This window comes from Micromonospora sp. NPDC047738 (assembly GCF_040642675.1).
Lineage (GTDB): Bacteria > Actinomycetota > Actinomycetes > Mycobacteriales > Micromonosporaceae > Micromonospora.
This window is the reverse complement of record NZ_JBEYSO010000003.1, coordinates 87,681-100,816: the sequence shown is the minus strand read 5'-3', so window position 1 is coordinate 100,816 and position 13,136 is coordinate 87,681. Positions and strand designations below refer to the sequence as shown.

Genomic DNA, 13,136 nt, shown 5'->3' with positions numbered 1-13,136 from the left:
TTCACTCGCACATATAGCGATGTGAGCATAGATTGGGTCGGGCCGGGGTACGGAACGGAAAGGTGTGGGCGTGGGCGCAGGTCATGACCACAGCGGCACGGTGGCCAACGCCGCGCACCGCCACCGGGGCCGGCTCTGGGCCGCCTTCGGGCTGCTCAGCGCCCTGATGGTGGTCGAGGCGGCGACCGCCTTCGCGACCGGCTCGCTGGCCCTGCTCTCCGACGCCGGGCACATGTTCACCGACGTCCTCGGCATCGGCATGGCGCTGGCCGCGATCACCGCCACCCGCCGCGCCGAGACCGATCCGCAGCGCACCTTCGGGCTCTACCGGCTGGAGGTGTTGGCCGCCCTCGCCAACGCGGTGCTGCTCGGCGCGGTCGCCGCGTACGTGCTCGTCGAGGCCGTCCGCCGGTTCGGCGAGCCACCGGAGGTCCTCGCCGGGCCGATGCTCGCCGTGGCGGTGCTCGGCCTGCTCGCCAACCTGGTCGCGTTCGCGCTGCTGCGCAGCGGGGCGCAGGAGAGCATCAACCTGCGTGGGGCCTACCTGGAGGTGCTCGGCGACCTGCTCGGCTCGCTCGGCGTGATCGGCGCCGCCCTGGTCATCACGTTCACCGAGTGGTGGTGGGCGGACCCGCTGGTGGCCGTTGCGATCGGGCTGTTCATCCTGCCGCGCACCTGGCGGCTCGGCCGGGCCGCGGTCCGCATCCTGGTGCAGGCCGCCCCGGAACACCTGCAGGTGACCGCCGTGCACGACCGGCTGGCCGCGGTGCCCGGCGTCGCCGAGGTGCACGACCTGCACGTCTGGACGCTCACCTCCGGCATGGACGTGGCCTCGGCGCACCTGACCACCACCCCCGACGCCGAGGTGGGCGAGGTGCTCGCCGCCGCGCGGGCCGCGCTGCACGATGACTTCCGGATCGATCACGCCACGTTGCAGATCGAACCCGGGGCGTCACCCGGCGCGTGCGGAACCGTCGAGTGGTAATTGAGGACAACCTTAAATCCAAGTGGCTATTGTGCACTAGTGCCGGCTTATGCCCGATTCCCGTTCGCCGTCCACGGCGACGGGCCGGAACAGCGCCGGTAGGCTCGGTCGCGGCTTCCGCCGGGCGACGCCCAGCAGCGTCCGCGGTGGTGGCCGTCGCCTAATCGCCACCGTACGGCGAGCCGGGGAACCATGTACCTGGGGTGCATCCGCGTCAGCGGTAGGGATCTTCCGTCCCGAACCCGTCAGCTAACCCGGTCGGCGGTTGACGGAAGGACACGTGAATGCCACCAGTGGCACCTGTACGAAGGACGGCCGCCCGGTTGGCGGCCCTGCTCGTCGCGGCGCTCGCCCTCGGCGTCGCGGCCACGCCGGTCTCCCCCGCCTCGGCGGCTCCCCCGACCGGCCTGCTCGCCGCCGCACCCGGCGACGACGAGGGCGGCACACCGGCGCTGCGCGCGCAGCTCGACGCGGCCAGCAAGGGCTGGCTGGAGGCGCGGACCGCGTTGAACCGGTCGGTGAGCCGGCAGCAGCAGCTCACCGCCCAGCTCAAGACGATCAACAGCGAGCTGGGCGTACGCGACGCCAAGGTCGGCGAGCTCGCCGGGTTGGCCTACCGGACCGGGCGGCTCGGCACCGCCGCGGCGCTGCTCGGCAGCAGCAACCCGGAGGGCTTCATGGACCGGGCGCTCACCCTGCAGCAGGTCGCCGCACACGAGGACCGGGCGCTGCGCGACCTGATCGACACCCGGGACCAGGCCACCCGCACCCAGAACGCGCTCAACGGCGAGATCCGGGAACAGCGCAAGCAGGTCGCGGTCATGGCCAAGCGCAAGGCGCAGGCGGAACGCGCGCTAAAGGTGGCGAACAACCGGACCACCGGCGCCGCCGGCGGCAGCGTGCAGGGCACGTCCCGGGCCAACGCCACCCCCGCGAAGCGCAACGCCGACGGTTCCTGGCCCGCGGAGTCGTGCAGCGTCAACGACCCGACGCCCGCCGACGGCTGCATCACTCCGCGCACCCTGCACGCGCTCCAGCAGGCCAAGGCGGCCGGGTTCACCCGGTACGTCTCCTGCTACCGGCCCAGCGGCTCGGGTGAGCATCCCAAGGGCCGGGCCTGCGACTTCGCCGCCCAGAAGGACGGCTTCGGCGGGGTGGCCACCGGCGGCGACAAGACGTACGGCAACAACCTGGCCGCGTACTTCATCCGCAACGCCGACCCGCTCGCCGTGCTCTACGTGATCTGGTACAAGCAGATCTGGCTGCCCAGCAGCGGGTGGAAGGCATACAGCGGGGGCAACGGCGACCCGTCCAGCGACCACACCAACCACGTGCACCTGTCGGTGTACTGAGCCCGCGGTGGCCCGCCGCCCGGCGGGCCACCGTACGCCCACCGACGTACGCCGGATGTCGCCGCGCGGCCCACGACGCCGGGCCGGCGACGGCCGAGCATCGAGGGCATGAGCCGACTCTCGCCCACCACGCGCAAGGCACTGCTCACCCTGCACCTGGTCACCTCGCTGGGTTGGCTCGGCGCCGACCTGGTGCTGCTCACCCTCGGTATCGCCGGGCTGCGCGGCGCCGACCCGGCGGTGGTCTATCCGACCGCCGGGCTGCTGGTCACGTACCTCTTCGCGCCGCTGAGCGTGGCGGTCTGGCTGGTCGGTCTGGCCAGCGCGCTGCTCACCCCGTGGGGCCTGCTGCGCTGGCGCTGGGTGCTGGTGAAGTTCGCGATCACCACCGGGATGCTCGGCCTGGTCCTCCTGCTGCTCACCCCGACCGTACGCGGGCTCGCCGAGCTGGGGCCGGAGCTCGCCACCCGGGACCGGCTGGACCTGGTCATCCCGCCGGCGGTCTCCAGCAGCCTGCTGATCCTCATGACCGTGCTGTCCACCTACAAGCCGTGGGGACGGCTGCGCCGCGCCACGCCGCCGACCCGGCGGCCGGCCGCCGGCTCCAGCGACGGCTTCAGTTCGCAGCGCGGCGTCAGACGCGCCGAACTGAAGTCGTCGTAGCGGCGCGAGGTCAGACCGGCCTTCATTCGGCCCGGAGCGCCGCCTGGCGGCGCGGAGGCCGAATTTTGGCCGCCAGCCGAGCCGGAGTTGCCGCACACCGCCGGGCGGCGGGCCTAGCCGGTACGGCCGCCGCACCGGCTCAGTCGGCGTGCCCCTCGAGGGTCGCGCCGAGCCGGCTGGCCAGGCCGAGATGGGCCGCCCGGGCCTGGCGGAAGGCGTACCCGAACAGCGGCGCCGGGGCGGAGAGGGTGATCTCGACGTCGATCCGCACCACACCGCCGGGCTCGTCCCGCAGCCGCGTGTGGTTGCGCACGGTGGTGGCCGGTTGCTGCCGGGCCACGGTCACCACCTCGTCCTCGTTGGCGACCAGCACGTCCGCCTGGTAGGTGACCGGGAAGTGCAGCGGCCCGAGCGCCAGCCGGTCGGTGATCGCATAGCTGGCCAGGGCGCCGGGCCGGGGCGGGAGCTGGCGGACCCGGACGATCAGCGGATGCAGCTCGCCCTGGCGGGTCAGGTCGCTGAGCAGGGCGACCGCCTCCGCCCGTGCGCACCGAGCCTGCACGGTGTAGCTGAAACTGTCGCTGCTGAGCAAGCCGTACTCCCCTAGCCGTCGCCGGTGGGCACGATCGTCCCGTACCGGGGGCCGGCTGGCAACGGTCGGAAGACCCGGTCCGAGCGGTCCGCCGGGCAGGGCTCAGGCGCCGGGGAGCACCTCGGGCGTGGGGGTGTCGGCGAAGTATGGCTCGGGAGCGCCGAAGAGGCCGAGCAGGCCGGTGACCCAGAGCTGCCGGTGCACGAACCGGCTCGGCTCGGTGACCACCAGCTTGACACCGCTCACCTCGGCGGTCTGGAAGCCGGCGACCATGGCGCTGATGCCGACCGAGTCGATGAAGGTGACCAGGCGCATGTTCAGCTCGATGCGGGCGGGCCGGCCCTTCGCAAGCACCTCGGCGATCGCTTCCCGCACCTCGTACGCGGTGTCGACGTCGATCTCGCCCCGCGGGGCGATCTGGACGACACCACCCGGCTGAACAGACTTCACGATCGACAGGCTCACGCGAACACCTCCACTCGCCCATACGGGCGCCTCATCAGTACGCGGGCCGCGACCGAGCGTATTCCTCCGACGGCCTCGGTCGCCACCCCTCGGGATGAGCAATTCGCGGACTGGGCACACCTGGGCATCCCAATCCGGAGCTTCCACTTCCTATTTCCGCTACGACAGGCTCTCACTATTCAACGACCGACGAGGGTCGCCGATCCGCCGACCCAGGGTAGCCGCCCCCCGCTCGCCGGGCCCGCACCCGGCCCTCGGCGCGTTCGGGTGGTCTGTCCCATCCTGCCCCAGTCGGCCGCGACGGGGCGCGCCGGGGTGGTTTGCGCCGAGTCCGCTCCGGGCACTGGCCGGGATGGGCGGACCGTCCCGCGCCCGATCGTCGCCGGAGTCCGAAGTGGCCGCCGGCCTTCGGCACCCCGAGGAGGTAACCATGTTCGGATCCACCCTGCTGGACCGTCGCAGCAAGCCCGAGCGGATCGCGGACCAGGCCTGGCAGCAGTTGCATTCCGCTGTCGACGCCGCCGGCGACAGCGTCCGGGGCGCCGCGCGGTCCGCCCGCCGCAACGGCTCCGGCCTCGCCGACGACGCCAGCGACCTGGTCGGCTCGGCCGCCGAGGAGGCCCGCCGGCGGGCCATCCTGGCCTTCGACGCGCTCGCCGGCCGGCGGCCGGCGCTGCCCTGGGCGCTGCTGATCAGCGCCGCGCTGGCCGGCGCCGCGGTCGGCTGGGCGGCCGGCACCTTCGCCCGGGCGGCCGGCAGCCGAGCCCGGGAACTCGGCGAGATCGAGTTCGTGGACGTGGACCGGCCGGACTCGGCGGCCGGCCTGGACCGCTGACCCGCACGCCACGACGGCGGTGTCCCGAGTTGGGGGCACCGCCGTCGGCGCGTCAGAACGCGGTGACGCTCGCCGGCGCCCGTTCGGCCCGGCTGAGTGCCCGCAGCACGGCCGGCTGACCGTGCCGGCGTACGGCGAGGCGGGCGAGCAGGGCGAGCACCGGGTCCAGCACGTCGGCCGGCAGCTCCGGGGTGGGCACGCCCAGGCTGAACGCGAGGTCGTCGGAGTGCACCGCCAGCTCCATCAGCCGGGTGGTGAGGTAGTCGTCCAGCGCCAGTGACCAGGGCCCCCGGGCCAGGTGCACCACCCGCCCGTCCGGCTCGGCCGGCAGCGCGACGGCCAGCTCGTCGACCGCGGCGCCGACCGTGGCCAGCAGCGCCTCGGGGCCGTCCGCGGCGATCCGTTCCCCGGACCGGCGGATGCCCACGTTCACCTCGTCGTCGACCGACGCGCCGATCCAGGTGCCCCGGGCGTAGTGGTCGAGCAGGCCGATCGGCTCGCCCGGCGGCACCGGCTCCGCCAGCACCGCGGGCACGGCCAGGATCTGGAAGGCGAGGTGGCCGGCGAGTCCGCCGATCCGGAACTCGGCCAGCGCGCTCGGGGCGTCCCACTGCTTCGCCACGGCCGGATCGGCGAGCAGCGCCGCGGCCGAGCGGGCGGCGGTCAGGTAGGCGGTCCTGATCGGGTGCATCGTACCCCTCTCGTCACGGGTCCGGAGGCCGAGCCTACTCACCAAGATCGCCCACGGCGTGGGCCCGGATGCGGCGATGGCCGCGCCGCGGACGGGACGGCCACCGTATCTGGATACGCTCCCAAGCCTCTCGGTTCATTCGGTGCGGGTGACGGCAGGTCACCCGCGGAGCGGCCACCATCGGAGCCGGCGCCGGACCCGTGCCGGGCACCGCCGCGCCGCGAACCGATGCGGGAGGGAGAGCACCGATGGCCGCAGGGACGATCATGCGGACCGACCAGGACATCCAGTCCGACGTCCTCGACGAGCTGACCTGGGAGCCCCGGGTACGCCCCAACGAGATCGGGGTGACCGTCACCGAGGGGGTGGTGACGTTGACCGGCTGGGTGGACAGCTACGCCAAGAAGTGGGCCGCCGAGCGGGCCGCGCACCGGGTGTCCCGAGTACGCGCCGTCGCCAACGACCTCGCCGTGCGGATCGCCACCTCCGCCGAGAAGAGCGACCCGGAGATCGCCACCGCCGCCACCCGGGCCCTGGAGTGGGACGCGTTCGTGCCGGTCGAGACGCTGGACGTGACGGTCACCGACGGCTGGGTCACCCTGCACGGCCAGGTCGAGTGGGAGTACCAGCGCCGGGCCGCCGAGCGGGCGGTCGGCCGGCTCACCGGCGTACGCGGGGTGAGCAACGGCATCACCGTCCGGCCCGGCACCCGCACCGACGCGCGCAACCTGGCCGAGCGGATCGTGGACGCGCTCGCCCGCAACGGCGCCACCGAGGTGGAGGGGATCAGCGTCCGGATCCACGGCGGCGACGAGGCGGTCCTGGAGGGCCTGGTCCGTTCGATCCCCGAACGCGAGGAGATCGAGCGGGTCGTCTGGTCGGCCCCGGGCATCCGGGAGGTGCACAACCACGTGGCCGTGTCGCCGTGACGCGAATGACCCCGGCCGGGTGAGCCCGGCTCACCCCGTCGCGGGCGAGGCTGGGAACCATGACTGATCCGAACGGGTTGATCACGCCCGGGCGCGGCGCGTCCGGGTACCCCCGGCCGGCGATCCCGGCGGGGCGGATCCTGCGGCGGCCGGAGGTGGATCGATGACGACGCCACTGCAGGTCACCAGCGCCCGGTTGCGCCTCCCGGTGACCGAGACGGACCACGCCCGGGGGCCGGCCGACGCGGCGGTCACCATCGTCGAGTACGGCGACTACCAGTGCCGGTTCTGCGGGGCCGCGTACGCGAACCTGGCCGAGGTGCTGCGCCAGCGCGGCGACACCGTCCGGCTGGTCTACCGGCACTTCCCCATCGCCAACGTCCATCCGTACGCCGAGAGCGCGGCGGAGGCGGCCGAGGCCGCCGGCCGGCGGGGGCGGTTCTGGGAGATGCACGACTGGCTCTACCAGCACCAGGACCAGCTCGACCCGGTGCACCTGTCGCTCGGCGTCGAGCAGCTCGGGCTGCCGCCCGACGACGTGGACACGGAGGTGGGCGGGCACGCCCACGCCGACCGGGTCCGGCGGGACTTCGTCGGCGGCATCCGCAGCGGGGTGACCGGCACCCCGACGCTCTTCGTCAACGACGTCCGCCACGAGGGCGGCTACGACGTCGCCGAGCTGCTGGCCGCGGTCGACACCGCCGCCACCCCCTGACACCCGGGCGACGGGATTCACGAGTGCCCATCCCCGGCCGGATGGGCACTCTTTCCGTGCACGGGGGCCGCGTCAGATCAACCGGAGTTCGCGGGCTCGGCGGACGGCCTCGCGGCGGCGCGTCGCGTCGAGCTTGCGGTAGATGTTGCGGACGTGGGTCTTCACCGTGTTGACCGACAGCGACAGCTCGCTGGCGATCTCCACGTTGGACAGGATGCTCTGCAGGTAGCGCAGGATGGTCAGCTCACGCTCGGTGAGCGGCTCGTCCAGCGCGCGCTCCGGCCCACCCGGACGCTCCGGCGGTTCGACGGAGCGCCGCTCGTCGGCCCCGCGTACCAGGTCGCTCACCGTCGCCCAGTGCGCCGTGCCCGAGTCCAGGTGGGCGGCGAGCAGGTCGCGTACGCCCGGCTCGGCGCGCGTGAAGACCCGCCGGTAGCCGTCCGGCTCGGCCAGGTCGAGCACCTGCTCCAGGACCCGCCCGGCCCGCCGGTCGTCGCCGCTGTCGTGGGCCAGGACGGCGTCGAGCACACCGGCGGCGAGCCGGACCGGCAGCGGCCATGACTCCGCCTGCGGCCCGGACCAGTCGGGCAGCGCCCGCCCGGCCGCCCGGCGGTCCCCCGCCCGCAGCTCCACCCGGGCCAGTGCCACCCCCAGCGCCGCCACCTCCCCGCCGGACCCGGCGTCCGCCCGCTCCGACGGCAGCGCGCCGGCGGACCCCGCCTCGGTGGCAGCCCGCAGCGCGTCGGTGAGCAGGGCGCGGGCGCTGTCCACGTCGCCGACGGCGGCGCGGAGCTGCGCCTCGGCAGCGGTCAGCGCGGCGGTCAACTCCCGGCCGGGCGACACCTCCCGGGCCTCGGCGAGGATCCGCAGGGCGGCGGCCGGCTCGCCGTCCGCGGCCAGCAGCTCGGCCCGGCAGAGCGCGGCCAGCGCGGCCGCGCCCGGCGCCGTGGTGGCCGGTCCCGCGAGCGTCAGGTTCGCCGCCGCCTCCGCCGGTTCGTCGCGGTGCCATGCCACCAGGGCCAGCGCGAGGTACGCGTGCCCGCAGTCCAGCCGGCACGACCAGCCCTGGCAGGGCGGCATCGCCAGCGCCTCCCGCGCGGTCCGTTCGGCCGCCCGCAACCCGCCCCGGGCCGCCGTCAGCAGCGCGGACCGGCTGGCGCAGACCAGCTCCGTACGCGGCCGTCCTGACCGCCGAGCCGCGTCCAGCGCCGCGGTGAACCGCTCGGCGGCAACCGGCAACTCCCCCTCGGCCAGCCCCACCAGCCCGAGCGCGGTGCCGGCCACCGCGCCGGCGTCGGCGTCCTCGCCGGCCCCGGCCCGCGGGTCGTCCCCGGGGCCGACGGCGGTACGGGTGGCGAGCAGCCGGGCGGCGGCCCGGCGTACCTCGGCGTGGTCACCGGCGAGCCGGGCCAGGGTCAGCTCCAGTGCGGTGGCCAACCGCCGGAACCGGTCCCGGCGCGGTTCGGGCAGTGCACCCGCCTGGTCCACGGCACGCCGCAGGTACCCGGCCGCCGCGTCGACGTCACCGTCGTACGCCCGCTCGGCGGCGCAGGCCAGCGCCAGCTCCGGGTCCCGGCGTACCGCCTCGGCGGGCGGCTCGGGCGGCGCCGGGGCGGCCGGCCGGTCCCGGTCGTACGGGGCCAGCTCCGGCCACCGGGCGATCAGCAGCTCGGTGGCCCGGTTCCACTCGCCTGCGGCCAGCGCGTGCCGCAGCGCCTCGGCCGGCCGGTCGTGGTCCCCGTACCAGCCGGCGGCGCGCAGGTGCAGGTCCCGCAGCTCCTCTGCGGGGAGCCGGCCCAGCTCGTCGCGGAGCAGGTCGGCCAGCAGTGGATGGCACCGGTACCAGGGCGGGCTACCTCCGTCGTGCTGGACGAAGCCGCCCGCCCGGGACAGGTCGGCGAGCACCTGCCCGGCGTCGCTGCGCCCGGTCACCGCCTCGGCCAGGTCGGCGCACACGGCGGTGGCGATCGCCGTGCGCCGCAGCACGTCCCGGGCGTCCGGACGCAGCGGGGCGAGCACCTCGTCGCGCAGGTACCCGGCGACGTCCGGCTGGTCACCGGTGAACCGCTCGACGGCTCGGGCCGGATCGGCCTGGGCGCGCAGCGCGAGCGCGGCGAAGCGCAGCCCGGCCGGCCAGCCACCGGTCCGCTCGTGGAGCCGGGACACCGCGGCGGCGGGCAGCGACACCCCGTGCGCGACCAGCAGGTCGGCCACCTCCTCGGCGGTGAAGGCCAGCTCGTCCGGGCCGACCTCGGTCAGCTCCCCGGCCAACCGCCACCGGTGCAGGGCCAGCGGCGGGTCGAACCGCGCGCCGACCACCAGCCGCAGCCGCCCCTCGGCGTGCCGCAGCAGGAACTCCAGCCCGGTCAGCGCGCCGGGGTCGGTGATCCGGTGCAGATCGTCCAGGACCAGCCGCACCGGGCGTTCCCGGGCGGCGAGCGCCGCGGCGAGCAGTTCGAGCTGGTCCGGGCGGGGCGGACGGTCCGGCACCGGCGGCTGTGGACCCTCGTCCGGGACGCCCTCCGCGGCGGCCCGCAACGCGGCCGCCAGGTACGACCAGAGCCGCGTCCCGGTGTCGCCCTCCTCCACGGTCACCCAGGCCGTCGGCGGCTCGTCGCCAACCGCCCGCGCCCACGAGGCGAGCAGGGTGGTCTTGCCCCAGCCGGCCGGCCCGGAGACCAGGGTGACCGGCGCCGCGACCCCCTGCGCCAGCCGGGCCAGCAACCGGGGCCGGACCAGCACCGGCTCGGGCAGGGCGGCCGGGGCGAGCCGGGAGGCCAGCAGCGGCGGGAGGGCAGCCGGGTCTGCGCCCCCGGACGGCGCCGGGCCCGCCGGCACCGTGACGTCCCCCGGCGTCTCGGCGACCTCGACGTGGTCAGCCTCCTCCGGCATGCGGCCCCTCCCCCGTCGCGTCCGCTCCCCCGGTCGGTGCGGGCAGCGGTTACCCGGCCCGGACCGGTTCACCCCTTCGGGGCGAACCCGCTTCACCCGCACCGGCCGCACCCTGGAGACACGCGGGCGGCCGGCCGCGCGTGACCGGCCGCCCGACGACCCGCGACGACGGGAGGGGCCCGTGGCACGGATGGGACGGCTGGCCGGTGGCGGGAGCAAGGTGGCGAGGGTCGCGCGCACGCTGGTCGTACGCCGGCGGGAGCGCTGGCCACACGCGGCCGGCACCGACCCGCGGCCCGGGCGCTGGCAGGTGGTGACCGTGGCCGGCCGGCCCGAGGAGGTGCTGCCCCGCGGCCGGTGGCCGGAGCCGCTGCGCCGGCTCTACGGCGTAGTGGAGCTGTACGCCCGCCCGGCGCCCGGCGGGCGCGGCACCGAGCTGGCCGCCCGGCTGCTCGGCAACGCGCCGGGCCTGCGCGGAATGGTCGCCCACCTGGTCGGCGACGATCCCGGCCGGTTCATCCGGCAGGCGCTGCGGGAGGCCAAGCAGCTCGCGGAGACCGGCGAGGTGCTGCGGGCGGACCGCTCGCGCTGGGACCGCCCCGGGGTGCCCGCGTGAGGGCCCTCTGCTGGGAGGGCGCCAACGCGGTGGCGGTCCGCGAGGTCCCCGACCCGGAGCTGCGCAACGCCCACGACATGATCGTCCGGGTACGACGAAGCGCGACCTGCGGCGCAGACCTGCCGCTGCTCGCCGGACGGATCCCGTACCTGGCCGCCGGGGACGTGCTCGGGCACGAGTTCCTCGGCGACGTGGTCGAGGTCGGGCCGGAGGTACGCCGACACCGGGTCGCCGACCGGGTGGTGGTGTGCGCCGGGATCGCCTGCGGGGCCTGCTGGTTCTGCCGGCAGGGGCTCTTCGCCTGCTGCGACAACGGCACCACCGGCGCGTCGGCGGCCGAGTCGGCCTGGGGCCAGCCCACCGGCGGCTGCTACGGCCACCCCGGCCCGCTGGGTGGCTTCGCCGGCAGCCACGCCGAGTACGTGCGGGTGCCGTACGCCGACGTCGGGGCGTTCGCCGTGCCGGAGGAGGTCAGCGACGACCGGGCGGTCTTCGCCTCGGACGCCGCGCCGACCGGCTGGCTGGGCGCCGAGCTGGGCGAGGTGCGGCCGGGTGACGTGGTGGCGGTGTGGGGCGCGGGAGCGGTCGGCCAGCTCACCGCCGGGGCGGCGCTGCTGCGCGGCGCGGACCGGGTCGTTGTGGTGGACGACCACGACGACCGGCTGCGGATGGTGGAGCAGCACGTCGGCGCGGAACCGCTCAACTACCGATTCGTGGACGTCCTCGCCGAGCTGCGGGAACGCAGTGGCGGCCGGGGCCCGGACGTGTGCGTGGAGGCGGTCGGCATGGCGGCCGAGCCGCCGGGGCTGCTCGCCGGCCGGCTCGGTGGCGGCGCGGAGCGGTCGCTGGCGTTGCGCGAGGCGGTGCACGCCTGCCGCAAGGCCGGCACGGTGGTGGTGCTCGGCACCTGGACCGGGGTCGTCGACACGTTCCCGCTCGGCGCGGTGATGCAGAAGGGGCTGACCGTCCGCAGCGCCCGGCAGCACGGGCAGCGCTGGATCCCGATGCTGCTGGACCGGATGGCCCGCGACGAGCTGCGGACCGAGCACCTGGCCACCCATCGGTTGCCGCTGGAGCGCGCCGCGGACGGGTACGCGCTGTTCCGGGAGCGTGCCGACGGCTGCGTCCGGGCGGTCTTCTCCCCGTGAGCCGGACGCCGGCGGATGGCACACTCGGCGGATGCGCGACGACCGGCCGTACGACCTCGTCCTCTTCGGCGCCACCGGGTTCACCGGCGGGCTGACCGCCGAGTATCTGGCCCGGCACGCCCCAGCGGGGCTGCGGTGGGCGCTGGCCGGCCGCAACCCGGGCAAGCTGGCCGCGGTCCGGGACCGGCTGGCCGCGATCGACGCAGGCCTGGCCGAGCTGCCGCTGCTGACCGCCGACGCCACCGACCCGGCGTCGCTACGCGCCGTCGCGGAGCGTGGCCGGGTCGTCGCCACCACCGTCGGCCCGTACATCCACCACGGGGAGCCGCTGGTCGCGGCGTGCGCCGCCGCCGGCACCGACTACGTCGACATCACCGGCGAGCCGGAGTTCGTCGACCTGATGTACGTCCGGTACCACGCCGAGGCGGTGCGCACCGGCGCCCGCCTGGTGCACGCCTGCGGCTTCGACTCGACCCCGCACGACCTGGGCGCCTGGTTCACCGTCAGACAGCTCCCCACGGACGGGCCGGTCGCCGTGGACGGCTTCGTCCGGGCCGGCGGGCGCTTCTCCGCCGGGACGTACCACTCGGCGCTGACCGCGCTGTCCCGCACCGGAGAGACGAGCCGGGCGGCGCGGGCGCGCAAGGCTGTCGAGCCCCGGCCGGCGGGGCGGCGGGTCCGCGCCGTACCCGGGAAGGTGGGCCGGTCGGCCGAGGTCGGCATGTGGGCGGTACCGCTGCCCACCATCGACCCGCAGATCGTCCGCCGGTCGGCCGCCGCCCGCCCGGAGTACGGCCCGGACTTCCGCTACCGCCACTTCGCGGCCGTGAAGCGGCTGCCCACCGTCCTCGCCGCCGGGGTGGGCCTGGCCGGCCTGCTGGGGCTGGTGAAGCTGCCACCGACCCGGCGCTGGCTGCTCGGCCGGCTCTCCTCCGGGCAGGGGCCGAGCGCCGAGCAGCGGGCGAAGTCCTGGTTCCGGGTCCGGTTCGTCGGCACCGGCGGCGGCCGGACGGTGCACACCGAGGTGGCCGGCGGCGACCCGGGGTACGACGAGACCGCGAAGATGCTCGCCGAGTCGGCCCTGTGCCTGGCGTTCGACGACCTGCCGCCCACCGCCGGGCAGGTGACCACGGTGGCCGCGATGGGCGACGCCCTGCTGGACCGGCTGGCCCGCGCCGGCATCACCTTCCGCGTACTGGAGCGGTGAGACTTGACCCTCGAGCGGGTTGAGGGCCCAGGATCCGGCGGCGTGG

At 75.6% G+C, this 13,136-nt stretch carries 13 protein-coding genes and 1 riboswitch; of the genes, 9 read left to right on the top strand and 4 right to left on the bottom strand.

Annotated elements, in window-relative coordinates; genetic code table 11:
• Window positions 1-70 precede the first annotated feature (70 nt).
• From ABZ783_RS06560 to ABZ783_RS06550, 3 genes are all read left to right on the top strand, one after another.
• The gene (locus tag ABZ783_RS06560) at window positions 71-985 is read left to right on the top strand and encodes a cation diffusion facilitator family transporter (RefSeq protein ID WP_357434866.1); all 915 of its coding nucleotides are present in this window, start codon (window positions 71-73) and stop codon (window positions 983-985) included.
• Between the two features lie 147 nt (window positions 986-1,132).
• Window positions 1,133-1,265: riboswitch (cyclic di-AMP (ydaO/yuaA leader) on the top strand.
• Between the two features lie 4 nt (window positions 1,266-1,269).
• Complete coding sequence (locus ABZ783_RS06555) at window positions 1,270-2,337, top strand: hypothetical protein (protein ID WP_357434865.1); 1,068 nt, start codon at window positions 1,270-1,272, stop codon at window positions 2,335-2,337.
• Between the two features lie 108 nt (window positions 2,338-2,445).
• Window positions 2,446-3,000 (top strand): hypothetical protein, encoded by a 555-nt coding sequence (locus ABZ783_RS06550; protein ID WP_357434864.1) that lies wholly within the window; start codon window positions 2,446-2,448, stop codon window positions 2,998-3,000.
• 139 nt (window positions 3,001-3,139) lie between these two features.
• On the opposite strand, the gene ABZ783_RS06545 is transcribed toward ABZ783_RS06550, so the two are convergent.
• The gene (locus tag ABZ783_RS06545) at window positions 3,140-3,592 is read right to left on the bottom strand and encodes an SRPBCC family protein (RefSeq protein ID WP_073835630.1); all 453 of its coding nucleotides are present in this window, start codon (window positions 3,590-3,592) and stop codon (window positions 3,140-3,142) included.
• A gap of 102 nt (window positions 3,593-3,694) precedes the next feature.
• Window positions 3,695-4,057: an STAS domain-containing protein gene (locus ABZ783_RS06540; protein WP_357434863.1), complete on the bottom strand. Its 363-nt coding sequence runs from the start codon at window positions 4,055-4,057 to the stop codon at window positions 3,695-3,697.
• A gap of 430 nt (window positions 4,058-4,487) precedes the next feature.
• Here ABZ783_RS06540 and ABZ783_RS06535 point away from each other — a divergent pair, with 430 nt between their 5' ends.
• Window positions 4,488-4,892 carry a hypothetical protein gene (locus ABZ783_RS06535; protein WP_357434862.1) on the top strand — a complete coding sequence of 135 codons (405 nt, stop codon included), beginning with the start codon at window positions 4,488-4,490 and terminating at the stop codon, window positions 4,890-4,892.
• 52 nt (window positions 4,893-4,944) lie between these two features.
• Here ABZ783_RS06535 and ABZ783_RS06530 read toward each other — a convergent pair whose 3' ends face one another.
• A complete protein-coding gene (locus tag ABZ783_RS06530) occupies window positions 4,945-5,583 on the bottom strand; it encodes a maleylpyruvate isomerase N-terminal domain-containing protein (protein WP_357434861.1) in 639 nt (212 codons plus the stop codon).
• Between the two features lie 248 nt (window positions 5,584-5,831).
• On the opposite strand from ABZ783_RS06530, the gene ABZ783_RS06525 reads away from it, so the two are divergent.
• Together ABZ783_RS06525 and ABZ783_RS06520 are read left to right on the top strand one after the other, a co-directional pair.
• The gene (locus tag ABZ783_RS06525) at window positions 5,832-6,512 is read left to right on the top strand and encodes a BON domain-containing protein (protein ID WP_357434860.1); all 681 of its coding nucleotides are present in this window, start codon (window positions 5,832-5,834) and stop codon (window positions 6,510-6,512) included.
• A 163-nt stretch (window positions 6,513-6,675) separates the two neighbouring features.
• Window positions 6,676-7,227, top strand: a complete 552-nt coding sequence (locus tag ABZ783_RS06520; RefSeq protein WP_357434859.1) for a DsbA family protein — start codon at window positions 6,676-6,678, stop codon at window positions 7,225-7,227.
• Between the two features lie 72 nt (window positions 7,228-7,299).
• On the opposite strand, the gene ABZ783_RS06515 is transcribed toward ABZ783_RS06520, so the two are convergent.
• Window positions 7,300-10,215 carry a LuxR C-terminal-related transcriptional regulator gene (locus ABZ783_RS06515; protein ID WP_357435296.1) on the bottom strand — a complete coding sequence of 972 codons (2,916 nt, stop codon included), beginning with the start codon at window positions 10,213-10,215 and terminating at the stop codon, window positions 7,300-7,302.
• A gap of 94 nt (window positions 10,216-10,309) precedes the next feature.
• Here ABZ783_RS06515 and ABZ783_RS06510 point away from each other — a divergent pair, with 94 nt between their 5' ends.
• The 3 genes from ABZ783_RS06510 to ABZ783_RS06500 are packed head-to-tail and all read left to right on the top strand — an operon-like array spanning window position 10,310 to window position 13,090.
• Window positions 10,310-10,735 (top strand): hypothetical protein, encoded by a 426-nt coding sequence (locus ABZ783_RS06510; protein ID WP_357435294.1) that lies wholly within the window; start codon window positions 10,310-10,312, stop codon window positions 10,733-10,735.
• On the top strand, window positions 10,732-11,883 hold the full coding sequence (locus ABZ783_RS06505) for an alcohol dehydrogenase catalytic domain-containing protein (RefSeq protein WP_357434858.1): 1,152 nt from the start codon (window positions 10,732-10,734) through the stop codon (window positions 11,881-11,883). Before ABZ783_RS06510 ends, ABZ783_RS06505 begins: the two co-directional genes overlap by 4 nt.
• Before the next feature lie 31 nt (window positions 11,884-11,914).
• A complete protein-coding gene (locus ABZ783_RS06500) occupies window positions 11,915-13,090 on the top strand; it encodes a saccharopine dehydrogenase NADP-binding domain-containing protein (RefSeq protein ID WP_357434857.1) in 1,176 nt (391 codons plus the stop codon).
• The last annotated feature ends 46 nt before the right edge of the window (window positions 13,091-13,136 follow it).